General features: G+C 72.4%; 23 protein-coding genes, 1 pseudogene and 1 riboswitch. Of the genes and pseudogenes, 7 read left to right on the forward strand and 17 right to left on the reverse strand.

The features are described 5' to 3' along the window. Positions 1 to 296 (reverse strand): thiamine phosphate synthase (locus ACFQE5_RS14405; protein WP_379585429.1); only part of this gene is annotated, 296 nt, incomplete at its 3' end. A 31-nt stretch (positions 297 to 327) separates the two neighbouring features. Beyond that, positions 328 to 437, forward strand: a riboswitch (TPP riboswitch). Between ACFQE5_RS14405 and thiO the strand changes: the two genes are divergently transcribed. The 3 genes from thiO to thiG all read left to right on the forward strand — a co-directional run bounded on the left by thiO (position 434) and on the right by thiG (position 2,560). Next, positions 434 to 1,591: a glycine oxidase ThiO gene (thiO, locus tag ACFQE5_RS14410; RefSeq protein WP_379585684.1), complete on the forward strand. Its 1,158-nt coding sequence runs from the start codon at positions 434 to 436 to the stop codon at positions 1,589 to 1,591. Its footprint overlaps the riboswitch before it by 4 nt. Beyond that, positions 1,569 to 1,769, forward strand: coding sequence for a sulfur carrier protein ThiS (gene thiS / locus ACFQE5_RS14415; RefSeq protein ID WP_379585431.1), 201 nt, complete (start codon positions 1,569 to 1,571; stop codon positions 1,767 to 1,769). Before thiO ends, thiS begins: the two co-directional genes overlap by 23 nt. A gap of 2 nt (positions 1,770 to 1,771) precedes the next feature. Beyond that, positions 1,772 to 2,560, forward strand: coding sequence for a thiazole synthase (thiG, locus tag ACFQE5_RS14420; protein ID WP_379585433.1), 789 nt, complete (start codon positions 1,772 to 1,774; stop codon positions 2,558 to 2,560). A gap of 26 nt (positions 2,561 to 2,586) precedes the next feature. Here the strand turns inward: thiG and ACFQE5_RS14425 are convergent, their stop codons facing one another. The 8 genes from ACFQE5_RS14425 to ACFQE5_RS14460 all read right to left on the reverse strand — a co-directional run bounded on the left by ACFQE5_RS14425 (position 2,587) and on the right by ACFQE5_RS14460 (position 10,860). Continuing rightward, complete coding sequence (locus tag ACFQE5_RS14425; protein WP_379585434.1) at positions 2,587 to 3,087, reverse strand: MarR family winged helix-turn-helix transcriptional regulator; 501 nt, start codon at positions 3,085 to 3,087, stop codon at positions 2,587 to 2,589. Between the two features lie 10 nt (positions 3,088 to 3,097). Further along, positions 3,098 to 3,937, reverse strand: a complete 840-nt coding sequence (locus tag ACFQE5_RS14430) for an ion transporter (RefSeq protein ID WP_379585686.1) — start codon at positions 3,935 to 3,937, stop codon at positions 3,098 to 3,100. A 53-nt stretch (positions 3,938 to 3,990) separates the two neighbouring features. Further along, on the reverse strand, positions 3,991 to 4,674 hold the full coding sequence (locus ACFQE5_RS14435; RefSeq protein WP_379585436.1) for a MadR family response regulator transcription factor: 684 nt from the start codon (positions 4,672 to 4,674) through the stop codon (positions 3,991 to 3,993). Beyond that, entirely contained in the window at positions 4,671 to 6,035 is a 1,365-nt protein-coding gene (locus ACFQE5_RS14440) for a MadS family sensor histidine kinase (RefSeq protein WP_379585438.1), read from the reverse strand. The genes ACFQE5_RS14435 and ACFQE5_RS14440 overlap by 4 nt, the downstream gene beginning before the upstream one ends. 67 nt (positions 6,036 to 6,102) lie before the next feature. Further along, entirely contained in the window at positions 6,103 to 7,353 is a 1,251-nt protein-coding gene (locus tag ACFQE5_RS14445) for an iron-containing alcohol dehydrogenase (RefSeq protein WP_379585439.1), read from the reverse strand. 282 nt (positions 7,354 to 7,635) lie between these two features. Continuing rightward, complete coding sequence (locus tag ACFQE5_RS14450; protein ID WP_379585441.1) at positions 7,636 to 8,751, reverse strand: XdhC family protein; 1,116 nt, start codon at positions 8,749 to 8,751, stop codon at positions 7,636 to 7,638. Continuing rightward, positions 8,744 to 9,946: a vWA domain-containing protein gene (locus ACFQE5_RS14455; protein ID WP_379585443.1), complete on the reverse strand. Its 1,203-nt coding sequence runs from the start codon at positions 9,944 to 9,946 to the stop codon at positions 8,744 to 8,746. Before ACFQE5_RS14455 ends, ACFQE5_RS14450 begins: the two co-directional genes overlap by 8 nt. Before the next feature lie 11 nt (positions 9,947 to 9,957). Then, positions 9,958 to 10,860, reverse strand: a complete 903-nt coding sequence (locus ACFQE5_RS14460; RefSeq protein WP_379585688.1) for an AAA family ATPase — start codon at positions 10,858 to 10,860, stop codon at positions 9,958 to 9,960. Positions 10,861 to 11,424: 564 nt separating this feature from the next. Here ACFQE5_RS14460 and ACFQE5_RS14465 point away from each other — a divergent pair. Continuing rightward, positions 11,425 to 12,036 (forward strand): LysM peptidoglycan-binding domain-containing protein, encoded by a 612-nt coding sequence (locus ACFQE5_RS14465; RefSeq protein WP_379585444.1) that lies wholly within the window; start codon positions 11,425 to 11,427, stop codon positions 12,034 to 12,036. Positions 12,037 to 12,097: 61 nt separating this feature from the next. Here the strand turns inward: ACFQE5_RS14465 and ACFQE5_RS14470 are convergent. Together ACFQE5_RS14470 and moaC are read right to left on the reverse strand one after the other, a co-directional pair. Continuing rightward, positions 12,098 to 13,002 (reverse strand): annotated as a pseudogene (locus ACFQE5_RS14470) (molybdenum cofactor biosynthesis protein MoaE). A gap of 32 nt (positions 13,003 to 13,034) precedes the next feature. Further along, positions 13,035 to 13,514 (reverse strand): cyclic pyranopterin monophosphate synthase MoaC, encoded by a 480-nt coding sequence (moaC, locus tag ACFQE5_RS14475; RefSeq protein ID WP_379585445.1) that lies wholly within the window; start codon positions 13,512 to 13,514, stop codon positions 13,035 to 13,037. Between the two features lie 422 nt (positions 13,515 to 13,936). Between moaC and ACFQE5_RS14480 the strand changes: the two genes are divergently transcribed. Beyond that, positions 13,937 to 14,542, forward strand: coding sequence for a transglycosylase family protein (locus ACFQE5_RS14480; RefSeq protein WP_379585446.1), 606 nt, complete (start codon positions 13,937 to 13,939; stop codon positions 14,540 to 14,542). Positions 14,543 to 14,620: 78 nt separating this feature from the next. Here the strand turns inward: ACFQE5_RS14480 and ACFQE5_RS14485 are convergent, their stop codons facing one another. Together ACFQE5_RS14485 and ACFQE5_RS14490 are read right to left on the reverse strand one after the other, a co-directional pair. Continuing rightward, positions 14,621 to 15,205: a nucleotidyltransferase family protein gene (locus ACFQE5_RS14485; protein WP_379585447.1), complete on the reverse strand. Its 585-nt coding sequence runs from the start codon at positions 15,203 to 15,205 to the stop codon at positions 14,621 to 14,623. Between the two features lie 2 nt (positions 15,206 to 15,207). After that, the gene (locus tag ACFQE5_RS14490) at positions 15,208 to 15,387 is read right to left on the reverse strand and encodes a hypothetical protein (RefSeq protein WP_379585448.1); all 180 of its coding nucleotides are present in this window, start codon (positions 15,385 to 15,387) and stop codon (positions 15,208 to 15,210) included. Between the two features lie 113 nt (positions 15,388 to 15,500). Here ACFQE5_RS14490 and ACFQE5_RS14495 point away from each other — a divergent pair, with 113 nt between their 5' ends. After that, positions 15,501 to 17,741 carry a helicase-associated domain-containing protein gene (locus ACFQE5_RS14495; protein WP_379585450.1) on the forward strand — a complete coding sequence of 747 codons (2,241 nt, stop codon included), beginning with the start codon at positions 15,501 to 15,503 and terminating at the stop codon, positions 17,739 to 17,741. A gap of 11 nt (positions 17,742 to 17,752) precedes the next feature. Here the strand turns inward: ACFQE5_RS14495 and ACFQE5_RS14500 are convergent, their stop codons facing one another. The 4 genes from ACFQE5_RS14500 to ACFQE5_RS14515 form a co-directional block, all read right to left on the reverse strand. Next, positions 17,753 to 18,340 carry a GTP-binding protein gene (locus ACFQE5_RS14500; RefSeq protein WP_379585453.1) on the reverse strand — a complete coding sequence of 196 codons (588 nt, stop codon included), beginning with the start codon at positions 18,338 to 18,340 and terminating at the stop codon, positions 17,753 to 17,755. After that, positions 18,321 to 18,893 (reverse strand): DUF742 domain-containing protein, encoded by a 573-nt coding sequence (locus ACFQE5_RS14505; protein WP_379585454.1) that lies wholly within the window; start codon positions 18,891 to 18,893, stop codon positions 18,321 to 18,323. The genes ACFQE5_RS14500 and ACFQE5_RS14505 overlap by 20 nt, the downstream gene beginning before the upstream one ends. Before the next feature lie 54 nt (positions 18,894 to 18,947). After that, positions 18,948 to 19,370 (reverse strand): roadblock/LC7 domain-containing protein, encoded by a 423-nt coding sequence (locus ACFQE5_RS14510; protein WP_379585456.1) that lies wholly within the window; start codon positions 19,368 to 19,370, stop codon positions 18,948 to 18,950. Positions 19,371 to 19,443: 73 nt separating this feature from the next. Beyond that, positions 19,444 to 22,884 carry a sensor histidine kinase gene (locus ACFQE5_RS14515; RefSeq protein WP_379585458.1) on the reverse strand — a complete coding sequence of 1,147 codons (3,441 nt, stop codon included), beginning with the start codon at positions 22,882 to 22,884 and terminating at the stop codon, positions 19,444 to 19,446. A gap of 507 nt (positions 22,885 to 23,391) precedes the next feature. On the opposite strand from ACFQE5_RS14515, the gene ACFQE5_RS14520 reads away from it, so the two are divergent. Further along, entirely contained in the window at positions 23,392 to 24,699 is a 1,308-nt protein-coding gene (locus tag ACFQE5_RS14520) for an ABC transporter substrate-binding protein (RefSeq protein ID WP_379585459.1), read from the forward strand. The last annotated feature ends 21 nt before the right edge of the window (positions 24,700 to 24,720 follow it).

Here is a 24,720-nt window from a genome sequence, read left to right on the forward strand (position 1 = left end):
AGGTGCAGCACGTCGGCGCCCGCGGCGAGGGCGACGTCCGCGCGGTCGTTGACCGCCAGCAGCGCACCGTGCCGCGCGCACGCCTCGGCCAGCACCTCCAGCGCCGCCAGCTCGGCGCGGGCCTCCAGCGGGCCGTCCGGGCCCTTGTCGCGCAGCTGCACGATGTCGACCCCGCCGGCGAGCGCCGCGTCGGCGAACTCGGCGAGGTCGCCCTGGCGGCGTCGGGCATCGGTGCACAGGTACAGGCGCGCGTCGGCAAGCCGGGCGCGCCGGGAATCACCGTCCAGTCCGGGCACGTTCGCAGACCTTACGGCGTAGAGTCGATCGAGGGTGACGCACGGGAGCCCGAGCTGCGGGCTGAGAGGGGACGCTCCGACGTCCCGACCGTCGAACCTGATCCGGGTCATGCCGGCGCAGGGAGCGGATGGTGGTTATGGGTAGTGGACGGTTGGCCGTCATCGGGGGCGGCGTGATCGGGCTGAGCTGCGCCTGGCGGGCGGCAGCGGACGGCTGGACGGTCACCGTGGTCGATCCGGCGCCGCGTTCGGGCGCATCCTGGGTCGCGGGCGGCATGCTCGCCCCGGTGACCGAGGCCTGGCCCGGTGAGGAGGACCTGCTCGCGCTCGGCGTCGAGTCGGTGGCGCGCTGGCCCGCGTTCGCGGCCGCGGCCGGCGAGGCCGCGGGAGCTCCGGTCGGGCTGCGCAGCGACGGGACGATCGTCGCGGCGACGGGCAGCGGCGACCGCGCGGAGCTCGACGCGCTGGCCGCGTATCTGGCCAGGCTGGACCGGCCCGTCGAATCGCTGTCCGGGCGAGCGTTGCGCAGGCTCGAGCCCGCGATCGGACCGGATGTGCGGGCTGGGCTCTCGGTGCCCGACGATCTCGCCGTCGACAACCGGATGTTGCTGGCCGCGCTGCAGGTCGCGGGGGAGAAGGCCGGGGTGGAGTTCGCCACGCGCTCGGCCACCGGGGTCCTGACCCAGGCCGGGCGGGCCAGCGGGGTGCGCTGCGCCGAGGGTCCCGACGTCGCCGCCGATGTGGTGCTCGTCTGCGCGGGCGCCCATTCCGGCATCGTGCATCCCGCCCTGGATGGCCTGGTCCGGCCGGTCAAGGGGGAGATCCTGCGGCTGGTCCGACGGCCGGGGGCGCTTCCGGCGCCGCGCCGCACGGTGCGCGCGCTGGTCGACGGCAGGCCGGTGTACGCGGTCCCGCGCGATGGCGACGGGCTCGTCGTCGGCGCGACCCAGGCCGAACAGGGCTTCGACACCACGGTGACCGTCGGAGGGGTCCGCGACCTGCTGCGCGACGTCGAGCGGGTGCTTCCGGGGGTCGCCGAGTACGCGTTGCTCGAGGCGGCCGCGGGGCTGCGGCCCGGCAGCCCGGACAACCTGCCGCTGATCGGCCGTCTCGGGGACGGTCTGCTCGTCGCCACCGGGCACCACCGCAACGGCATCCTGCTGACCCCGATCACCGTGGACGCGGTGCTGGCGCTGCTGCGGGGCGAGCCGGTCCCGGAGCCGGTCCGGGCCGCCGACCCCGCTCGTTTCACTCACGGAAAGGAGAACCCGGGTGCACGTGTGGATCAACGGTGAGCGTCATGAGCTGGCCGTCGGCGCGAACGTGCTGGACGCGCTCGACACGCTCGGCGCACCTCGCTCGGGGGTGGCCGTCGCGGTGGACGGCGAGGTCGTACCGCGGGCCGGCTGGGCGTCCACCCGGCTGGCCGCCGACGCGCGCATCGAGGTGCTGACCGCGGTGCAGGGAGGATGACGATGCTGACCGATGATCCCTTGGTCGTGGGCGGACACAAGATCGACTCTCGGTTGATCATGGGAACCGGCGGTGCCGGGAACCTGGAGATCCTCGAGCGCGCCCTGCTGGCGTCGGGGACCGCGCTGACCACGGTCGCGATGCGCCGCATCGACGCCGCGAGCGGGACCGGCGTGCTCGACCTGCTGCGCAGGCTCGGGATCGCGGTGCTGCCCAACACCGCCGGTTGTCGCACCGCCGCCGAGGCCGTCCTCACCGCGCGGCTCGCCCGGGAGGCACTGGAGACCGATCTGGTCAAACTCGAGGTCATCGCGGACGAGCGCACCCTGCTGCCGGACCCGATCGAGCTGCTCGACGCCGCCGAGCAGCTCGTCGACGACGGGTTCACCGTGCTGCCCTACACCAATGACGACCCGGTGCTGGCCCGCAAGCTCGAGGGCGCCGGCTGCGCGGCGGTGATGCCGTTGGGTTCGCCGATCGGCACGGGCCTCGGCATTCGCAACCCACACAACATCGCCATGATCGTCGAGCAGGCCGGGGTGCCGGTGGTGCTCGACGCGGGGATCGGAACCGCCTCCGAGGCGGCGCAGGCGATGGAGCTCGGCTGCGACGCCGTGCTGCTGGCCAGCGCGGTCACCCGGGCCGCAGACCCCGAGCGGATGGCCCACGCCATGCGCCTTGCGGTTGAGGCGGGGCGGGCCGCGCACGGGGCAGGCCGGATACCGCGGCGGTACTGGGCGAAGGCGTCCTCCCCGGACCCGGATGGCGCCAACGACGTCCTGGCTCCATGACGCGCTGAGCTGCCGGGCGCTGGGGTTCAGCGCTGGTCGGGGTCCGGCTGCTCGGCGCCCAGCCGCTCCAGCCCGTCGGCGAGACCGGCGATCTCGGCCGTCGACCAGTGCGCCAGCTTCTCCCGCCAGCCGCGTCGCCGGCACTCGTTGAGTTCGGCGAACCGCTCCCGGCCCATCGGGCTCAGCTCCAGCAGGAACGCGCGACCGTCCGCCGGGTCGGGCCTGCGTTCGACGAGGCCAAGCCGCAGCAGGGCCCAGACCTGACGGCTCATCGTCGACTTGTCGAGGCCGAGCTCCTCGGCGAGCTCCACCAGTCGCAGCGGGCCCGCCTGCGCGATCACCAGCAGCACGGCGTAGGCGCCCGCGTCGATCTCGGGGTGGATTCGGCCCGCGGCCTCACGCATCATCCGCCGCGCGCGGCGCAGCAACAGACTCAGTTGCTGGGCAAGGCGCTCCACCTGTGCGTCGTGATCGGACGTGCCGGGATCGTGCGGCGTCTCGCCCTCGGACGGCCCGACCGGATCCATGCCGCCGACCCTAAACCAGTCGTGTTTCCCCGGCCGGGCGTCCGTCGGCCGGAACGCTGTCGCGCAGCGCGGCCACCTCGGCCCGCAGCTCGCGCAGCTCGGCGAGGATCTCCCGGTTGGCGATCTGCTCCTCGGCGGCGTACTCGGCCTCCTTGGCCCTGGCCTCGGCCATGACCTCGTTCTCCATCGCGCTGACGACGACCGCGATGAACAGATTCAGCACCATGAACGAGGAGATCAGGATGTAGACCACGAAGAAGATCCACGCGAGCGGCACGGCCTGCATCACCTCACGCGCGACGTCCGGCCAGCCTTCGCCGGTCATCGTCTGGAACAGCGTGAACAGGGTGGTACCGAGATCTCCGAAGTACGTCGGCGCCACCGTCCCGAACAGCGCCGTCCCCATCACCCCGGCCACGTAGAGGATCAGCGCGAGAAGCACGGTGATCGACATCATTCCCGGCATGGCGGTGAGCAGTCCGCCGATCACCCGGCGCAGGCTCGGCACGGCCGAGACCAACCGCAGCGCCCGCAACACCCGCAGCGACCGCAGCACCGCGAACGGTCCCGATGCCGGGACCAGCGCGACCGCCACGACGACGAAGTCGAACGTGTTCCACGGATCGCGCCAGAACCCGCGCCCGTAGGCGATGAGGCGAAGCGCGACGTCGAGCACGAAGATCACCAGCGTGGCGTGGTCCACGAAGCGCGGCAAGCCGCCCATCGCGGCGGCGATCGAGGAGGTCTCCAGGCCCAGCGCGACCGCGTTGAGCACGATCACCGTGATCACCATGGGCTGAAACGCCGGGTGCTCGACGACCGACCGGGCTGCCCGATGTATCCGCTCCATCACGCAATGACATTACTGAGGGCATTTGTCGCCTTCGTGCCGACTCGGCCGGGTTAGAGCAGCCCCAGCTTCGTCGCCGCGTACACGGCCTCGGCGCGGCGCGACACCATCAACTTGCGCATCAGGTTCCCGACGTGGAACTTGACCGTCGTCTCGGAGACGAACAGCTCGGCCCCGATCGCCCGGTTCGACAGCCCACGTGCGAGCAGCCGCAAGACGTCGAGTTCGCGGTCGGTGAGCCGCTCCCGCTCGGGGGCTCCGCCCGAAAGCGAGCGCACCATCGCCGAGGCGCTGCGGGCGTCGAACGCGCTCTCGCCGCGCGAGACGGTGCGGATCGCGCGCACGAGCTCGGTTGTGTCGACGTCCTTGACGACGTAGCCGCGGGCCCCGGCCTGCACCGCCTCGACGACGAACCGGTCCTCGGCGAAGGTGGTCAGCACGAGCACCCCCAGCCCGGGATGCGCGGCGCACAGCCTGCGGCACACGTCCAGACCGTCGGCCTGCGGGCCCGCGGTCAGCTTGAGGTCCAACAGCACGACATGCGGGCGCGACGCGGCGACCGCGGCGATGGCGTCGGCGGGGGTGCCAGCCTCACCGACCACCCGCAGGTCCTCCTCGCGCTCCAGCACCGCGCGCAGTCCCTGGCGCAGGATCGAATGGTCGTCGACGAGCACGATCCGGACCGGCTCGGGCCGGGTCCGCGCGCCCGCAGGCAGCGTCCGCTGCGCCGGGCTCATCCTGCCCCCTCAGCGTGTGTCCCGGCGGCGTCCGCGCGCCCGGGAACCGGGATGTCCACCTGCACCTGCAGCCCACCGAGCCGGGCCCGCCGGAACGTCAGGGCGCCGTTCATCTCGCGGGCCCGCGCCTGCATGTTCACCAGGCCCCGATGTTCGCCGGACGGCCCGCCGAGGGTGGCCGCCCGCAGCCCGCGGCGCACCGCGTCGGGGCTGCCCCGGCCGTCGTCGGAGATGGTGAGCCGGATCCGGTCGGGCCGGTAGGCCAACCGCACCACCGCGCGGGCCGCTTCGGCGTGCACGGCGGTGTTGAACAGCGCCTCGCCCGCGATCCGGAACAGCGACTGCTCGGTCTCCGCGGGCAGGGCCACCGGCTTGCCGCCGATCCGCACCTCGACGTGCAGCTCGTCGGGCATATGCACCGTGGAGAGCCGGCGCAGCATCGCCGGCAGGTCCCTGTCATGGCTGCCGTCGTCGTTGAGCGCGTAGATCGCCGAGCGGAGTTGCTCCACGGCGCGGCGGGTGAGGTCCTTGGCGGTGTCGAGCTGGGCGCGCAGCCGCGCGTCGTCGATCTCCGAGCGCACCACCTCGATGTGCATGCCGGCCGACAGCGCGTACTGGGTGACGCTGTCGTGCAGCTCGCGGGCGATCCGGTGCCGTTCGTTGTCGAGTACCTCGCGCTGCCGGGCCGCGCCCAGCTCCAACTGAGCCGCCTCGAGTTCGGCGTTGCGCTGCTTCAGATCGGCGGCTTGGCGCGCGGTACGGGCGTACAGCCGCTCGGAGCGGTCGAGCAGCGCACAGTTCTGCAGCGCCGCCGCGGTCTGCCCGGCGAGGATGCGCAGCACCGATCTGTCGGTGTCGTCGATCTCGCGTTCGGGCGACGTCCACGCGACGAACCCGCCGACCGCGCGGCCGTCGAGCTCGATCGGAGCGTGCAGGTGGCTGCGCCTGGTCGCATCGCCGTGGTCAATCCCTTCGCCGGTGCCGTGGCCTGCGCGAATCCGTTCGACGTGGCGACGAATCTGCTCGGGGAGCTGGTCGAGGCGCGCCCCCTGCGTGCCGTCCGGGCCGAGCACGAGGTGCCGCGGCCGGGAGTCGGGCAACTCACCGTCGAGCAGGGCGAACACGACCCAGTCCGCGGACAGGTGATCCGCGACGGCCTCGACGACCGCCCGCACCAGCGCCGCGGAGCCCTCCATGCTGCGCACCAGCGCGGCGGAGATGCGGTCCAGCGCGACGATCACCCGGCGCAGTCGTTCGGCGGAGATCCGGTACTCGGGGTAGAAGGACGGCTTGCTGGAACGCAACCCGGTGAGCGCGTCGAGGTCCGGGCCGCGCGCGATCTGCCGCGTGTCGGGCCCCATCCGCCGCGGGTCGACCCGCCGGGGCGGGCGGGCCGCGGCCGTCATGTGCCCGCCGGCGGACACACCCTCACAGCGCCGCCTCGAACAGCTCTGCCACGTCGTCGACCGACGCCGGGCGTGGGTTGGTCGTGATGCAGGCGTCGCCGAGGGTCAGCTGTGCAAGCCGGGGGATGTCCGCGGCGGTCACGCCGAGCATGGCGAGCCCCTTGGGTACGCCGACCTCGTCGCCGAGGGCGCGGACCTGGTCGGCGACGGCCGCGACGGCGTCCAGCGGGCGGCTGCGTGACGCCGGCAGCCCCATGGCCTGTGCGATCGGCACGAACCGTTCCGGGGCCACCGCGCCGTTGAACCGGATGACGTGCGGCAGCAGAACCCCGTTGACCACGCCGTGCGGCAGGTCGAGCATGCCGCCGACCTGGTGGCTCATCGCGTGGGTCGCGCCGAGGATCGCATTGGTGAAGGCGAGCCCGGCCTCGAGCGCGGCCTGCGCCATCGCACAGCGGGCACCGCCGTCCGTGGGGCGGTGCATGGTCCGCGCCAGGTTGGCGTTGACCATCGAGACGGCCTGGAGCGCGTGGTGGTCGGTGAGCGGACCGTGGGCGAGCGAGACGAAGGCCTCGATACCGTGGGTGAGGGCGTCGAGTCCGGTGGCGGCGTTGAGCCACTCGGGCATCGTGAGCAGCAGCCGCGGGTCGATGATCGACACATCCGGCACGAGGGCCCGGCCCATGATCGTGATCTTGGTGCGCCGTTGGGTGTCTGTCACGATGCAGAACTGGGAAACGTCCGCACCGGTGCCCGAGGTGGACGGAATCATGACCATCGGCGGCACCGGGTTGGCCATCCGGTCGATGCCCTCGTAGTCGAGGATCCGCCCACCGTTGGCCGCCAGCAGCGCCACCCCCTTCGCCGCGTCGATCACCGAACCTCCGCCGATGCCGACCACGACGTCGCAGCCCGTGGCGGCGTACCGCTGGTAGCCGTCCTCGATCTCGTGGTCCTTCGGGTTGGGCGTGAGGTCGAGCCACAATCCCGGCTCGAGCCGGGCCTGGCGCAGGTGCCGCAGCAGCTCCGCGGGCCAGCCGGCCTCGAACAACCCTGGGTCGGTGACGATGAACGGCCTGCGGGCGCCCAGCCGGACCGCCGCGTGCGCCGCCTCGCCGAGGGAGTCCGGGCCGAAGACGATCTCCGGGGCGTGGAACTTCGACAACCGCCGAGGCGGCAGCGTCAGTCCCCGCTCGGGTCCGGCCGGATCGGCAGGTTGCTGGTCGAGGAGCACCGTCTCACCCGCTCGCCGGGCCTCGTTGATGAGGACCACATCGCCCTCCTACCGCAGGTCATGGCGTCCGGACCGCGTTCGGGCAAGCGGACCGCGCGTGACGAGGAGGTTACAAGAGGTGGCACGTCGCCGACAGGTTTGCCGAACCCGCGGCCGCGGCACCCGGACCTCCTCACCGGGCTGGGCTCACCCGCCCCTGGTCGGCGCTCGGGCGAGGACGTGCCGCCCTCCTCGACGGTGCGGGCGAACCATAGCCGTTCCCGCCCGGGGGGCGAACCCGCCGGGCGGGGTGGATCCGCCTGTCCGTTCGGACGGGTCGGGTCAGCTTGCGTGAATGGGTCCCTCGCGTTCGGCCAGCCGGACGCCCTCGCCGCCCCAGTGCAGCGCGATCATTTCCGCGGCGATCGAGACCGCGGTCTCCTCGGGGGTCCGGGCGCCGAGGTCGAGCCCGATGGGGCTGGACATCCGGGCCAGCTCCGCCTCGGTGAGCCCGGCCTCGCGCAGCCGGGCGAGGCGGTCGTCGTGGGTGCGTCGCGAGCCCATCGCACCGATGTAGCCGACCTCCGGCAGCCGCAGCGCGATCTCGAGCACCGGCACGTCGAACTTCGGGTCGTGGGTGAGCACCGTGATCACCGTGCGCCGGTCGATCCGTCCCGCCTCGGCCTCGGCCCGCAGGTAGCGGTGCGGCCATTCGACGACGACCTCGTTCGCGCTGGGGAAGCGGCTGGCCGTGGCGAACACCGGCCGCGCATCGCACACCGTGACGCGGTAGCCGAGGAACGTACCGATCTTGGCCACCGCGGCGGCGAAGTCGATCGCGCCGAACACGATCATGCGGGGCGGTGGGGCGAACGACTCGACGAACACATCGAGTCCTTCGCCGCGGCGCTGACCCTCGACGCCGTAGTGCAGCATCGCGTTGCGGCCCGCGTCGAGCAGCCCCCGGGCGTCGTCGCGGATGGCGTCGTCGATCCGGGCCGAGCCGGTACCGGCCGCGACCCGGTCGGGCCAGACGATCAGCCGCTTGCCGAGCCGCTCCGCCGGGCCGGCCACCACGGTCGCTACCGCGACCGGGGACTCCGCCCGGACGGCTTCGGTGACCTGGTCGAGCTGGGAGAAGGTCTCGGGCGAGACCTTCTCCACGAAGATGTCCAGGATCCCGCCGCAGGTCAGCCCGACGGCGAACGCGTCGTCATCGGATACCCCGTAACGTTGCAGCACCGGGCGGCCATCGGCGAGAACCTGTTCGCCGAGCTCGTACACCGCGCCCTCGACGCAGCCGCCCGACACGCTCCCGACCGCCTCCCCGCCCGACCCGACCAGCATCGAGGCGCCGGGCTGGCGCGGAGCGGAGCGGAACGTGTTGACCACCGTCGCCAGCGCCGCCGGCTCACCGTTCTTCCACCAGCCCTCGAGCTGATCCATCACGTCACGCATGATTCATCCCACCCCGCCGGCTCCGCCGGCCTCCGTCCTCCTGGCGCACCACCTTCAGCAACTCTTCCAGCGTGGCCAGGCTGTGCCCTGCCAACAACTCGTCCAAGTACGGCAATACCGCAACTATTCCGCCCTGCACCGGCGCGTAGCCCTGCTTACCTGCGTGCGGGTTGACCCAGATCAGCCGGTAGGCCAACCGGCGCAGCCGCTGCATCTGCTGACGGAGAAGATCGGGTTCGCCGCGTTCCCAGCCGTCGGAGAAGATCACCACGACGGCCCGGCGGGCCGCGCCCCGCTGCCCCCAGCGGTCCAGGAACGCCCGCAGCGCCTCACCCAGACGGGTGCCACCCGACCAGTCAGGAATCGCCCGGCCGGTGGCCCGCAACGCCCGTTCCGGATCGCGCTGGCGCAGCTCGCGGGTCACCCGGGTCAACCGGGTGCCGAGGGTGAACACCTCGATCGCGCCGGGCGCCCGCCGGACGACGATGTGCGCGAACCGCAGCAGCGCGTCCGCGTACGGCTCCATCGACCCGGACACGTCGATGAGCAGCACCAGTTTGCGCGGGCGCCGGGAGCGGTCCCGGCGACGCAGGTCGCGCAGCTCACCCTGGTTGCGCAGCGCGGCGCGCAGGGTACGGCCGGGATCGGCCTCGCCGTGCTTGCGCGGCCGTCGCCGCCGCGAGGTCCGGGTCGGCGGTTCGGGCCGCAGCAGCGCCAGCAGCCTGCGCAGATGCTCGCGTTCGGCCGGGGAGAGCTCACCGAGGTCACGGTGGCGCAACACCTCGGTTCCGCTGGCCGTGGCCCGGATCTCGGGCCCCTGCTCGGACTGCTCGTCGTCACCGTCGCGTCCGTTCGTGGGCATCAGCGAGGCGAGCTTGGGAGGTGGCGGTGGCCGCTCGTCCCTGATGGTCGTCTGGCTGCGGCCGGGTGGGTCGAACCAGGCCTCGAACGCCGCGTCGTAGCGTGGGATGTCGTCCGGGTCCGAGCACAGCGTCAACCGGCCCGCCCAGTAGGTCTGCACCTTGCTGGTGACGTCGAGGGAGTCCAGAGCGGACAGGAACGCCGCGACGCGGTCGGTCGTGATCGGCAGCCCGGCGTGCCGGAGCACCGCGGTGAAGCCGACCAGGCCGGGGATCGGGTCCGGGCGGTGGGTGTCGTCGGCCGCGATGCCGGCGACCGGAACGGTGCGTGCCACGCGGGCCCCGCTCAGGACGCGAGCAGCGAGTCGAGCTGGTTGCGCACCCGGTCCGCGTCCTCGCGGTACTTCAACACCGCGCCCAGCGTGGCGGCGGCGGTGTCGACGTCGAGGGTCCGTGCCCCGACCAGCTGCAGCGCCCGCGCCCAGTCCAGCGACTCGGCGACGCCGGGTGGCTTGAGCAGCTCGGCCTGGCGCAGCTTGTGCACGGTGCCCGCGACCTGCGCGGCCAGCCGGTCGGGCAGGCCGGGCAGCCGGCTGTGCAGGATCTCGACCTCACGCGCGACGTCCGGGTGGTCCAGCCACAGGTACAGACAGCGACGCTTGAGCGCGTCGTGCACCTCGCGGGTCCGGTTCGAGGTGAGCACGACGACCGGCGGCGTCGCCGCGCGGACCTCTCCGAGCTCGGGGATCGTCACCGCGTGTTCGGTGAGGACCTCCAGCAGGAACGCCTCGAACTCGTCGTCGGCGCGGTCGATCTCGTCGACCAGCAGCACGCTGGGCGAGGTCTGCAGCGCGCGCAGGATCGGCCGGGCCAGCAGGAACCGCTTGGAGTAGAGGGAGGCCTCGACGGCGTCGGCGTCGAGCTGTCCATTGCCGAGGCTGGAGGTGGTCTCGAGCGCTCGTAGGTGCAGGAGCTGGCGCGGGAAGTCCCAGTCGTAGAGCGCCTGGGCGGCGTCGATGCCATCGTGGCACTGCAGCCGGATGAGCTCGGCGCCGAGGATCTGCGCCAACGCCTGGGCCAGCGCGGTCTTGCCCGTGCCCGGCTCGCCCTCGCAGAACAGCGGACGGTTCATCTTCATGGCCAGGAACGCCGCCGTGGCCAGGCCCTCGTCGGCGAGGTAGCCGGTGGTGCGCAGGGCCGCGGCCAGCGCCGCGGGCGAGGAGTGGGCCCCGGTGATGGCGCCGTTCATCGGTGCGGTCGCGGGGCCGCTCACGGCTGCGATCCAACAGCTGCGCGGATGATCCGGGTACGTTCGTTCACGACTCCAGCATGACTCACCGGGTGCTCATCGGCCAGCCTGGGCGCCGAGACGCCTGTGCCCTGTGTGATGATCCGGTCACCGACGGTGCAGTAATTCGGTGTGACTCGATCGACAACATTTCCAGTTCGGCTTTAAAATCTTGACCGAGATCAGATTGTGATAAGGATACGCTGACCAGCGAAGATGTGGCCGTCGGCCAAAGCTGCGCGCGTGTTACAGTGACGATCATCACTCGCGATTGATTTGACGCATTCCGCCCCGGCAAACGTAGCGTCCGTGCTCGGTCGTTCCCGATGAGCGATCGGAATACATCCGGAACCGTCGCGCCAGGCCCCTGTCCCGCGGTTACCGGTCCGTCGACGTAAAGGACGGGACAGGGGTGAGGAAACAATTTCCGAGATGCAAGCAATTGTGTCCGGGATTGGGTCGGCCTCGACCGGCCGCCGGGTGCTCCCCGCCCGGACCCTCTTGGCGCGTAGGAGACCATCCGACATGACGCTCCTCTCGAAGCGAAGTTTCGCGCGTCTGGCCGTGGCCGGTGCGGTCGCGATCGGCGCCCCGGTCGCCGTCGCCGGCACCGCCAACGCCGCTCCGGCGAACACCTGGGACCAGCTCGCCCAGTGCGAGAGCGGCGGGAACTGGTCCATCAACACCGGCAACGGCTTCTCCGGCGGCCTGCAGTTCACGCCGAGCACCTGGCGGGCCTACGGCGGCACCGGATCCGCGCACAACGCCTCCCGCGAGCAGCAGATCGCCGTCGCGGAGCGTGTTCTGGCCGGTCAGGGCTGGGGCGCCTGGCCCGCCTGCTCCAAGAAGCTCGGCCTGCGCGGCACCCCGGCCACGCAGAATGCCGGGACCCAGCCGGTCAAGCGGCCCGCGGCCGCGCCTGCCCCGAAGAAGCCGGTCGCGAGCCGGCCCGCCGCGACGAAGCAGGTCCGGACGGGGCCGGCCGGCGGTCCGTCCTACACCGTCGTCGCAGGCGACACCCTGTCGAAGATCGCCACCGCGAACGGCACCACGTGGCAGGCGCTCCACGCGAAGAACCGCAGCGTCGTGAGCGACCCCAACCTGATCTTCGTCGGGCAGGTCCTGCAGATCGGCTGAGCCGATCCCGATCGCCCTGGGCGGGCGGTGCCGCTGCACGCCGGCCGCCCGTGGGCGGTGATCAGGTCGAGTTGACCCATTCGTCCGAACCATCGGTGAAGACCTGGTGCTTCCAGACCGGAAGCCTGCGCTTCACCTCTTCCACCAGCTCGGCGCACACCGCGAAGGCCGCACCGCGATGATCGGCGGCCACGGCGCAGGCCAGCGCCACATCGCCGATCTCGAGGCGACCGATGCGATGGCTCACCGCGATCGCCCGCACACCTCGTGCCCGGCCGGCAACGTCGCCGGCCACCTCGGCCACGATCTTCTGTGCCGTCGGATGGGCGCTGTACTCCAGGTGGCCCACGGACCGTCCGCCGTCGTGGTTGCGGACCACACCGGCGAAGGTGACCACGGCGCCCGCGGCCGCATCGTCGACCAGGCGGGCGTGCTCCTCGACGTCGAGGGGTTGCTCCCCGACGGCCGCGCGCAGCACCGCGACCTCGGCCTGGGTACCGTGCGGGCTCATCTGTGATCTCCTCCTCGGAGTTGGTCCACGGCGTGGTCGAGGACGTCCGCAAGCACGCCGAGGCCGTCGCGGACGCCGCCGGTCGAGCCCGGCAGGTTCACCACCAGTGTGCGTCCGGCGACGCCGGCGACGCCGCGCGACAGCACGGCCGTCGGGACCTTCGGCGCGCCGGCCCGGCGAATCGCGTCGGCCAGTCCCGGTACCTCGTAGTCCAGCAGGGCGCGGGTGACCTCCGGGGTGGAGTCGGTGGGCGAGATGCCGGTGCCACCGGTGGTGATCACGACGTCGACGCCGGTGGAGATCGCTGCGCGCAGCGCGTCGGACACGGGTTCGCCGTCGGGCGTCACGGTGGCGTCGGGGCAGTCGTACCCACGTTCGCGCAGCCACTCCACGATGATCGGGCCCCCGCGATCGGGGTAGACGCCCGCCGCGGCCCGGTTCGACGCGGTCACCACGTGGGCCCGGCGGACGGGGTCGGACGAGTCGGTCACGAACGCTCCTCGGGGCGGGTCCAGTGCCCGGTCTTGCCGCCTTCCTTGCGTTCGACGCGCACTCGGTCCAGCACGGCGGCCGGGTCGACGGCCTTGATCATGTCGTGCAGGGCGAGTCCGGCCACCGCGACGGCGGTGAGAGCTTCCATCTCCACGCCGGTCCGGTCGGTGGTGCGCACGGTTGCGCGGATCCGCACCTCGGCGCCGGTGGGCTCGAGGTCGAGCACCACGCCGCTGAGCGCGATCGGATGGCACAGCGGGACGAGATCGGGGGTGCGCTTCGCGCCCATGATCCCCGCGATACGAGCCGTGGCCAGGGCGTCGCCCTTGGGCAGCCCGTCGCGACGCAGCAACTCCACCACCTCGGCCGTCGTGCGCACGACGCCGGTGGCCACCGCGGTGCGCGCGGTGGGTTCCTTGCCGGAGACGTCCACCATCCGAGCGGCTCCGGTGCTGTCGACGTGGGTCAGCTCCACGGGCAGGACTCTACGGCGTCGCGCGACCCGTGGCGGGATGCGGTGCAACTCACGAACGCGGCCGACCCTGAGGTGATTCATATCACGTCAGGGCAACTGTGGCGTTCCGTATTCGTGCCGTTTTCTTCTCGTTATATGCCGCGCTGACCTGGGAGAACTGCGGACGCTGCACATCTGGACGTCGAAAACTACGTCGATGTCGTTCTCGATCGAGGGGTTTCCCCGGCGCGGTCGCGGACGTACCGTTTCCGGCGGCTCGATCCACCCCCGACACGGACGGGCCCCGGCACCGCAGCGCAATCCCTGTCCGGCGGTGACGGCCCCCGGAATTCGACGTGGGACAGGGACGGATCGAGCGAGCCAATTGGTTCGCCCTGCCCTCCCCAGGCAGCGCATCCGACGCGCAGCGGTGGAGAAAAGTCATGCCTCGCTACCGCGGTCAGCACCGAAAGCCGGTTGCGGCCGGTCGCGCCATTGCCCGCGCCGCCCTGGCCGGTGCCGTTGCGGGTGCTCCGATCGTCGTCGTCGCCCCGGCCGCGCACGCCGCCCCAGACGCGACGTGGGACCGGGTCGCCCAGTGCGAGAGCGGTGGGAACTGGTCCATCAACACCGGGAACGGCTATTCCGGTGGGCTGCAGTTCGCCCATCAGACCTGGCGAGGCTTCGGCGGCGGCGAGTTCGCTCCGGCCGCGCATCAGGCGACCAGGGCCGAGCAGATCGTCGTCGCCGAGCGGGTGCTGGCGAAGCAGGGCTGGGGTGCCTGGCCGGTCTGCTCGCGCAAGGCCGGCGCCGTCGGCCAGCCGGCCACCCCGCGCAACGTTCCGGCCGCTCCGGCGGCCCCGCAGCCCCGGCCGAGCCAGCCGGCCGCCCCCGCCGTCGGCACCTACGTCGTCAAGGCCGGTGACACGCTGAGCGGCATTGCCGCCGCGCACAACATCGCGGGCGGTTGGCAGGCGCTGTTGGCCAAGAACGCCGCACTGGTCAACGATCCCCACCGGATCTTCCCGGGCCAACTGCTCGCTCTCTGAGCCCGGTCCGTCGAACCAACGTCATGGAGTCACCGCACGCCTGAGCGTGCGGTGGCTCCATACGCGTGGGTGGGCGGGTCAGGCGCCGCGCAGCCGCGCCAACTGCTCAGGGGTGTCGACGTCGTCGGGCTCGGCGAGGTCGCCGCATTCGACGAGCCGTAGCCCGGGATGATCGGCGAGATAGCCGCGGGCACCGGCGTCGCCGACGGCGGCCTCGCACACCGCGCCCCAATGCCGCCGACCGATCAGGACGGGATGCCCAGGGCGACCCTGGTAGGCCGCCCGCAGCAGCGCCTCCGGCCCGGTTGCGGCCACCGCCAGTCTGGCGATGGCGCCGGACGTGACCCCCGGCAGATCCACCAGGTGCACCAGCGCCGCCTCGGGGACGGGGTCGAGCGCCGCGAGGGCGTCCAGCCCGGCCCGCAGCGAGGCACCCATGCCGTCCGCCCAGTCGCGGGCCTGGACGGCGAGCACGCCGGGTGGCAGCAGCGCCCGCACCTCATCCGCGGCCGCGCCCAGCACGACCAGGAGCGGGGCGGCCCCGCCGTCGCCGAGCACCCGCAGCGCCCGCCGGACGAACGGCTCGTCCTCGAACTCGATCAGTGCCTTGGGCCTGCCCATCCGTCGGCCGGCACCGGCCGCCAGCAACAGACCCGCCGGCACGACTACCGGTTGATCTCGGTGACGGGGTGCTCGTAGGGCACCTTGTCCAGGGGGAACTCCAGGTCGCCGAACGGCGACAGCGATCCCTGCAACGGCGCGGCGAGCTCGGTGACGGGGTGCTCGCCGTCGGGCAGCTCCGGCCAGGACGGGTCGATCCGGCCCGGGCGGTCGGGCTTCGCCACAGTGACCTCCTACGAGATTCGATCCCGGGGGGAGTTCCGGGTGATCGTTGCTCCAGTATCCCTCATCCGGATTGCGCGGCGACGCCGGGACGGCGGCCGCTACCGTGGACACGATGCCCATCTCGCTGGTCGACTGGCTGCGCGCCCAGGACGACGAGACCCTTGCCGCACTGCTGCGGTTGCGCCCCGACCTGGCTGTGCCGGTGCCCGCCGACATCTCCGTGCTGGCGACTCGGGTGGGGATCAGGGCGTCGGTGCACCGCGCCTGCGACGACCTGGATACCGCGACGCTGGCCGTCCTCGAGGCGCTCGCGGTGACCGACGCCGATGCCGCGCCCGTGCCCCGCGAGGAGATCGGCAGGATGCTCGGGGCTGACGTACCCACCGAGGTGCTCGACGCCGCACTGGCGGCGCTGCGCGAGCGGGCGTTGATCTGGGACACCGACAGCGGCCTCGCGCTCGTGCCCGCCGCCCGGGACGTACTGCCCGGCTACCCCGGTGGTCTCGGCCGGTCCGCCCCCAACCTGGCCGACTCGACCGCGCTGGCTGAGCTGCTCGCCGGGCTGGCCCCCGACGAGCGGCGAGTGCTCGAGGCACTCGCCGTAGGCCCGCCGGTCGGGCGCAGCCGTGGCAGCGCCGACCCCACCAGCCCGGTCGGCCGGCTGCTCGCCCGCGGGCTGTTGCTGTGTGTCGACCCCGAGACGGTGGAGCTGCCCCGTGAGGTCGGCCTCGCCTTGCGGGGCGAGCACCCCCTGGGTCGTGTCGAGCACACACCACCGGTACCCGCGACGATCGAGCGGGGCGCCGACGTCGTCGACCGCACCGCCGCCGGCGCCGCGCTGGACGTGCTGCGCAGGCTGGACCTGCTCGTTTCGGCCTGGAGCGAGGCCCCGCCACCGGCGCTGCGCTCGGGTGGGCTCGGCGTGCGCGAGCTGCGCCGCGCCGCAAAGGAGATGGGCATCGACGAGTCGGCCGCGGCGTTGCTGGTCGAGCTGCTCGTGGCCGCCGACCTGGTCGGTATCAGCGAGGGCCCCGCGCCGGAGTGGGTGCCGACCACCTCCTGCGACATCTGGGCCGCGGCCGGGCCCGAACAGCGCTGGTCGCTGCTGGCCCGGACCTGGCTCGAGCTACCCCGGCTACCCGGCCTGGTCGGGCGCCGTGACGAGGCGGACCGGCCGATCCCCGTGTTGTCCGACGCGGCGCGCCGGCCCCGCGCCGGGCGAGACCGCCGCCGGGTGCTCCTGGGCCTTGCCGAGCTGCCCCCGGGCACCGCCGTGCGCTCCCCGGCGGAGCTGAGTGGCCTGCTGGCCTGGCGCGCTCCCCGCCGGGGCGGGCGGCTGCGTGACGAGATCGTCGCCTGGACGCTCGCCGAGGCCACGGTGCTCGGTGTCGTCGCGCTCGACGCGCTGTCGGCGGCCGGCCGGGCGCTGCTGGACGACGGGGCCGATCCGGTTGCGGCGCTTCGCGCGGCCCTGCCCGAACCGGTCGGTCACGTTGTCCTGCAGGCCGACCTCACCGCGATCGCGCCCGGCCCGCTGGTGCCCGAGCTCGCCCATGAGCTGAACGTGATGGCCGATATCGAGTCGGCGGGCGGGGCGACCGTCTTCCGGTTCAGCGACGCGAGCGTGCGGCGCGCGCTGGACGCCGGACGTTCCGCCGACGATCTGCGTGAGTTGCTCGCCACCCGCTCGACCACCCCGGTGCCGCACGCGCTGAGCTACCTCATCGACGACGCCGCTCGCCGGCACGGGCGGCTGCGCGGCGGGGTTGCGTCATCATTCCTGCGGTCCGACGACGAGGTGCTGCTCTCGGAGGTCATGGCCCATCCCGAGGCGAGGGCGCTGGAGTTGCGCAGGCTCGCGCCCAGCGTCGCGATCAGCCCGCTGCCGCTGGCCGAGGTCCTCGACGGGCTGCGCGCGGCCGGGTTCAGCCCAGCCGCGGAGGATGCCGCCGGTGGGGTGCTCGACCTGGGCGAGCGCGGTCGCCGGATCGAGGCGCGCCGCCGACCGGCGACCAGGGGCACGGTCTCGTCCGCCGAACCCGACAGCGCCCGGCTGCAGGCCATCGTGTCCAAGATGCGGGCCGGCGATGCGATGGCCGGGGTGCGGCGCAGCGTCGCGGCCGCCACGACCCCGAACAACGGTTCCGGCACCACCCCGGCCGTTCTCCTCGACGCGGTGCGGGCCAGCGACACGGTCTGGATCGGCTTCGTCGACAGCCACGGGGTGGCCGGGGAACGGGTGCTGAAGCCGACCAGCCTCGGCGGCGGAATCGTCGAGGGCCGCGACGTCGTCGACGGCAACATCTACCGAGTTCCGCTGCACCGGATCACCTCGGTCGCCGTCGTCGAGTGACCCGTGCGTACTCAGCAGGCGCCCGCAGCCATCCGGTGCTGCATCGCGTGCTCGACGAGCGTGATCAAGGTCTGCTTGGTCGACTCCCGGTCCCGCGCATCACACGGGACGATCGGGATCGACGGGTCGATCGACATGGCCTCGCGAACGTCGGGGATGCGGTGCTGGAGCATCCCGTCGAAGGCATTGAGGCCGACGATGTAGGGCAGCCCTCGGTCCTCGAAGAAGTCGATGGCGGCGAAGCAATCGGCCAGCCTGCGACTGTCGACGAGGACCACCGCACCGATCGCGCCGCGCACCAGGTCGTCCCACATGAACCAGAAGCGGTGTTGGCCCGGCGTGCCGAACAGGTAGAGGACGAGGTCGGAGTCGAGGGAGACTCTGCCGAAGTCCATCGCCACCGTCGTGGTGACCTTGTTGGGGGTGGCCGAGAGGTCGTCGTGCGGCGCACTCGCCTCGGTCATGACGGCCTCGGTGGTCAGCGGGACGATCTCCGACACGGAGCCGACGAACGTCGTCTTGCCCACGCCGAAGCCACCGGCCACCACGATCTTGGCGGAGATCGTCGCCGCGCGCGGCCTAGAGCCGACGGAGTCCACTCAACACCCTTTCCATGAGAGCGAGGTCCGGCGCGCTGCCGGCGCTGCTCGCCGTCTGGTGCACGATGACGACGCCGAGGCCGGCCATATCACCCAGCAGCACCCGTGCCACTCCCAGTGGGAGGGACAATAGCGCGGCAACCTCCGCGACGGACCGCGGCTCCATGCACAGTTCGGCGACGGACCGGTGCTCCACCTGGAGCATCCCGAGCTGGCCCCGCCCCATCGGGCTGGTGGAGACCAGCGTCTCGATCGCCAGGTCGAAACCGGACTTCGTGCGCCCGCGCGTCCAGGCATACGGCCGCACCGCCGAGGCCCCCGCGGTGATCTCCTCCAGCGGATAGCTCGCCTGGTAGGCATCGAGCGGCACCGGCTGCGGGAGCGGGGCCGGGGCGGGCGGGACCTCGGTGGGAGCCGGATTCTCGCCGCGCCGCCAACCCCAGCGTGGCTGTCGTTGCTCCCGGCCCACGTCGTCGAGGCCGAACCCGTGCATCATGTCGGTGAACGTCGGCTCCGGAGGCTGCTGGCGCTCGTCGTTCGAACCGGTGTTCATCGCACCTCACCTACCCTTTGCCGAAGCTGCACTGACTCTGGACGGACCGATGGCTCAGCCGCCGATCGACCCCTGCAGCTCGGCACGCAACTCGGGGGTCAGCAGCTGGCCGACGCGGTCGACCAGCAGCGTCATCTCGTAACCGATCAAGCCGATGTCGCAGGTCGGCGACGCCAGCACCGACAGACAGGAACCGTCGCTGATCGACATGAGCAGGACGATCCCGCGTTCCATCTCGACGACCGTCTGCACCACGCCACCTGCGTCGAAACACCGCGCGGCGCCCTGGGTGAGGCTGACCAGGCCGGACGACACTGCCGCGAGCTGGTCGGCGCGGTCGCGTGGAAGCCGGTCGGAGGCGGTCAACAACAGCCCGTCCGCCGAGACGACGATCGCGTGTGCGACGCCGGGCACCCGCTCGGCGAAGTTCGTGACCAGCCATCCGAACCGGCTCAGCTGCGTCTGTGGTGCTGTCACTGGCTCTCCTTGCCGGCGCTCGCCGGGCCGGTGCCCGGTGGCGCTGTGCTGACCGATGACCGCATGCGCTCGATCATCGGTTCCTCTCGTCCTGTTCCTTACCCGTCGGAGCGGGTGCTGCCTCGGTGCTGCCCGGCTGGGGTGACTCGACGGATTCCCGCTGCTGGCGCAGCGCAGCCTCGCGTCCCTGCCGGACCCCCTGCTGGTAGCTCGCCAGCCTCCCGCGCACCGCCTCCGCGGTGCGGCTCGGCGACGAGGATGTCGCCAGCACCGCGGAGCCGGCTGCACTGCCGGGTACCAGCCGCGCGCGGGGCCGTCTCTTCGGGAGCCCCGCGGCGGTCAACTCACCACGACCGCTCGCCGGGGTCGCGGTGTCCTCGGCGGCGCGCCAGCCGGCGTCCGCGGCGGTGGCGAAGGCCGACTCGGTCGCCGGGGCCTGGGGCAGCTCCGCTCCGGGCGGGGGCGCCGGGCGGCCCGCCGCCGGTGCGGACGGGCGGGCTTGCGCCGACTCGGGCGAAGTACGGGCGCCGCCGGGCTGTTCCGTCTCCCAGCTCACCGGCAGCGGGCGGTTCGACCGGAACCAGGCGGACGCGATCTCCTCGAAGATCGGGGTCGTATGCCCCATCTCGAACTGCTGCTGGGACAGCGGCGCCGGAGGCCTCGGCAGCCCGCGGTCGGACTCGGCGATCGCCGGGATGCTCGGTGCGAACAGGTCGGTATTCGGCCGGGCCTGCGGCGTCTGTTCGGGAGCCACCTGCTGTGATGACCCCGGCGCGGCGTCGCGCGGACCGCCGGTCGGGGTGGGCCGGTGGGGCGCGGCGGGCGGCCCCTCGGCGGCATCGCCCTGTGGCCGTTCCTCGGCAGTGCCCGCGACGGGTACCGAGCGAAGGGGTGTCGTGGGTGGGGCCGGCAGGCCCTGCCGGTCCGTGGAGTGCGGCTGCTCGGGCGCGGCCTCGTCGGTGTCCGGGGCCGACTCATCGTCGGATGCTGCGGCCCTGTCGGTCGGGGTGGCGTCGGCCGGGGTGGTCTCCGCCGGGGTGGTCTCCGCCGGGGTGGCGTCGGTCGCGGTGGCCTCCGCGTCCGGAGCGGCCGCGTCATCGGGGGCGGTGTCCCTCGCGGCGGTGTCCCCCGTGCCCTGGGCCTGCCCGGTCGCTCCGTCGGCCGCCTCGGCAGGCCGGTCGGGCTGGTGTCCACCCGGCTGCTCGTCCGCCGCCGGCGATGCTGCGCCGTTGCGGCTGGGATCGACGGGTCGGCCATCGGGTCGCAGGGACGTCCCCGGCCGACGGACGGGCAGTGGCTGGCCGGGTTGCAGGAGAGGCATCGGGGTGAGACCCGGTCCGCCGCGCAGGTCCGGCGGGACCGCTGGACTCGTCGGCCCATCGCCGCCCGCCACCAGCGAGGACAACGAGCCGGAGCGAGAGTGGCCATTGGCCGCTGGCGGCCCGCCGGGTCGCGAGCCCGCCTGCGGACCGGTGGACCACTGCGGAGCGCCGGTCTGTGGGCCACCGGGCTGCGGACCGCGAGGTGCCGGGAGCGTCGCGCCGACCCCGGTGGGACGCTCGCCGTCGGACGTGGCCGGTGGCACGAGGTAGGGCGGGACGGTGACCGACGCGGTCAGTCCGGCGGGCCCCGCACCGGCCGATGTGCCCAGCCGGACGCCGATGCCGTGTCGGGCGGCCAGCCGGCCGACGACGAACAGACCCATCCGACGCGACGCCGAGACGTCGACCTCGGACGGGCCGCTGAGCCGCTGGTTCGCGTCGGAGAGTTCCTGACCCGACATCCCGACGCCCCGGTCGGCGATCTCGATGAGGATCGAACCGTCGGACGTCTGGGTGGTGCTCATGACCACCTGGGAGTCCGGCGGAGAGAAGTTCGTGGCGTTGTCGAGCAGCTCGGCGAGCAGGTGCACAAGGTCGCTCGACGCGCGGCCGATCACGGTGACGGTCGGCGGCGGCTGCACGATGATCCGCTGGTACTGCTCGATCTCCGACACCGCGGCCCGCAGGACGTCGATCACCGGAACCGGCGCGACGTTGCGCTTGGACAGGTCGGTACCGGCGAGGACCAGCAGGTTCTCGCTGTTGCGCCGCATCCGGGTGGCCAGGTGGTCGAGCCGGAAGAGGTTGGAGAGCTGGTCGGGGTCTTGTTCATTGCTCTCCAGCTGCTCGATGAGCTGCAGCTGACGCTCGACCAGGGCCTGGCTGCGCCGGGAGAGGTTGACGAACATGGCGTTGACGTTGGCCTGCAGCGCCGCCTGGTCGGCCGCCAGCCGGACGGCCTGGCCGTGCACCGCGTCGAAGGCGCGGGCCACCTGGCCGACCTCATCGCGCGAGTCGAGCGGCACCGGCTCGACGTCGGCCTTGGGCGCCACGCCCGCCCGCATGCCCTCGACCGCTTGTGGCAACCGCCGTTCGGCCACGTCGAGCGCGGTGTTCCGGAGGATTCGCAGCGAGCGGATCATACGCCGGGCGACCAGGATCATGACCGTGAACGCGAGCAGCAGGCCGAGCATCAGGATGACCGAGTTGACCCCGGCCTCGTTGCTCGCGGACGTCTGCAGCTCCTCGCTGGTCGTGGTGAGCTCCTGGCGCACGGCGCTCGCGGTCTTGCCCACGTCCTGCAGGACCGGGTCGAAGAGCCCGCTCACCTCGGCCCGCGACGGCACCGGCGGGGGCGCATCGGCGGGCCCGCTGACGGCCGCCGTGACCAGCCGCGCGCGGGCGACGTTCGGTGCGGCTGAACCGAGCCCGGCGAACCTGACCCGCTGCCCCGCGTCCAACGCCGACCGGAAGGTCGTCAGCGCGGCTCCGAGCCGAGCCTCCGCGGCCTGCACCTGGGCGGCGTCCGGTGGCGTGAGGGTCCGCTCGATGGCCGCGGCGGTCAGCACCGCGTACTGCAGCGACATCTCCTCCCGAACCGCCTCGAGCCTGCCCAGCGCGATCGCGAGTCCGTTGACCTCGGTGAGGTTGATGCCTCGCAGCAGCGCGTCGTTGACCTCACCGAGCCGCCCGAGCAGCTCGGTGTAGCGCACCGTGACGGCGGAGGCCGGCGCGTTCGAGTTGGTGACCAGGGTGCGCAACGCGGGCAGCTGCTCCAGGGCCTGGACGAGCTGCTGGCGCTGCACGCCGACGAGCTCGTTGTCGACGGGGTCGATCCCGTCGAGGGCGGAGCGGGCCTGCGTACCGGACTGGTCGACCTTCTCGAACTGGCCCTTCAGGGCGGCCGAGTCGGACGGCCGGCCTCCGGCGACGAACGCGCTGGCGACGAGCCGCTCCTGCTGGAGGTCCGCGACCATGGTCGAGACCTGTTTCTGCAGGACCACGAGCCGGGAGATCTGTGCGAGGTCGGCCGCCTTGCCCGCCTGGTCGGCGATCCGAAGCGTCCCCAGGAGCAGTGCGAGCACGGTCGGGACGAGGAGCAGCACGACGAGCTTGACGGTCAGGCTCCAGTGCCGGGGCCGCCAGCGCTCGGCCCGCTCCGGGGTGGACGCGGCTTGCTCGGTCTTGGTCACGTCGACATCTCCCAGATGCGGCCGGGCGATGCGAGCGTGGGGGCCCGGAACATCGCTCGGCCGACTGCCGGTGGACGGCCCCGGCCGGCCAGCACGCGACCCACGGCCGCACGGCGTGCGGTCGGTGCTGACGTGAGGGGGACAGGGGTGCAGGTGGGGAGCGTCAAGCTGATGTCCGTGGCGAGTCGGGGGTGGTGGTGCGGCGGGCACCGGACCCGCCCACCTGGTTCAGGCACCGGCCCCCGACACGCCGGGCCCCGGATCCGGGGCCGCTGGTCTCGCGGACCGATACCGTTGCCGGTTTCGTCACACAGTTGCAGGGCGGGAGTCTAGCCATTCCCGGGGGGCGGGGCGCGCATCGGGCCATCGCGGCGCGCCGAACGGCCGGATCGGCAGCGACGAACGCAGCGTCGTCCGGCCCCGGATCGGGCGTCGTTTTGACACCCGGGTGTGTGACCGGAAATGCTCCGTACCACCAAACCAGCTACTCCAACCAGGTGAGGCACGATGGGAGAGTTGCCGGGTCGGCTCGGTCGGCGGAAGTTCCTCTCGATCGCCGGGGCAGCCGGCGTCGTGGCGGCGACCGGCGCCTTCGCCGCGGGCTGCGGCACCTCGGCCGGCTCGGGCGCAGACCGGATCAAGATCGGTTATGTGAGCCCGGCCACCGGTCCACTGGCTCCGTTCGCGGAGGCCGACGAGTTCGTCGTCGACTCGGTCCGCAGCCACTTCGCCACGCACCCGATCCAGGTGAACGGACGCAGCTTCCCCGTCGACATCCTCTACCGGGACAGCCAGTCCGATCCGGCCCGCGCCGCAGACGTCGCCACGGACCTCATCACCAACGGCGGAGTCCACCTGATGTTGGTCTCCTCCACGCCGGAGACGTCGAACCCCGTCAGCGACCAGTGCGAGGCCGGCCAGGTCCCCTGCGTCGCGACCATCACGCCGTGGCAGCCGTGGTTCTTCGGCCGCGGCGGGCAGCTCGGCAAGAAGTTCGAGTGGACCCACCTGTTCTTCTTCGGGCTCGAGGACTTCGAGAACGTCTACGCCGACATGTGGGACTCGATGCCCACGAACAAGGTCGCGGGGGCGCTGTGGCCCGCCGACTCGGACGGGCTCAGCTGGGGTGACCCGGCCGCTGGGTTCCCGCAGTTCATGGCCAAACGCGGCTACCGGATGATCGACCCGGGCAGCTTCCCGACCGGTACCCAGGACTTCTCCCGGCACATCGCCGCGTTCAAGGAGGCGAAGGCGGAGATCCTGGTGGGGGTGCCGACGCCGCTCGACTTCGCCACCTTCTGGCGCCAGGCGACGCAGCAGGGTTTCCGCCCGAAGATCGTCACCATCGCCAAGGCCAATCCGTTTCCCTCGAGCGTCGAGTCGCTGGGTGCCGAGCTCGCCGACGGCATCGCGACCGACGTGTGGTGGTCGCCGCACTACCCGTTCACCTCGTCGCTGACCGGGCAGTCGGCCGGTCAGCTCGCGGAGGCCTACACCGCGGCCACCGGCAGGCAGTGGACGATGCCGATCGGCTTCACGCATGCGCTGTTCGAGGTCGCGGCCAAGGCCTTCGGCTCGGTTCCGGCGATCGACGACCGGCGGGCGCTGGCCGAGGCGATCTCGACGATGAAGATCGATACGATCTGCGGGCCGCTGGACTGGACGCGCGGTCCGGCCCCCGGCGTGGCACGGGCGCCGATGGTCGGGGGGCAGTGGCGGGCCCGGCGTGGCGGGAAGTTCCCGTTCGAGCTGGTGATCGTCAACAACGCTCAGCACCCCGACATCCCCACCTCCGAACGGTTGACACCGCTGTAGCCGACCGGTCGATCGTCGGGC

This window comes from Pseudonocardia hispaniensis (assembly GCF_042658695.1).
GTDB lineage: Bacteria > Actinomycetota > Actinomycetes > Mycobacteriales > Pseudonocardiaceae > Pseudonocardia > Pseudonocardia hispaniensis.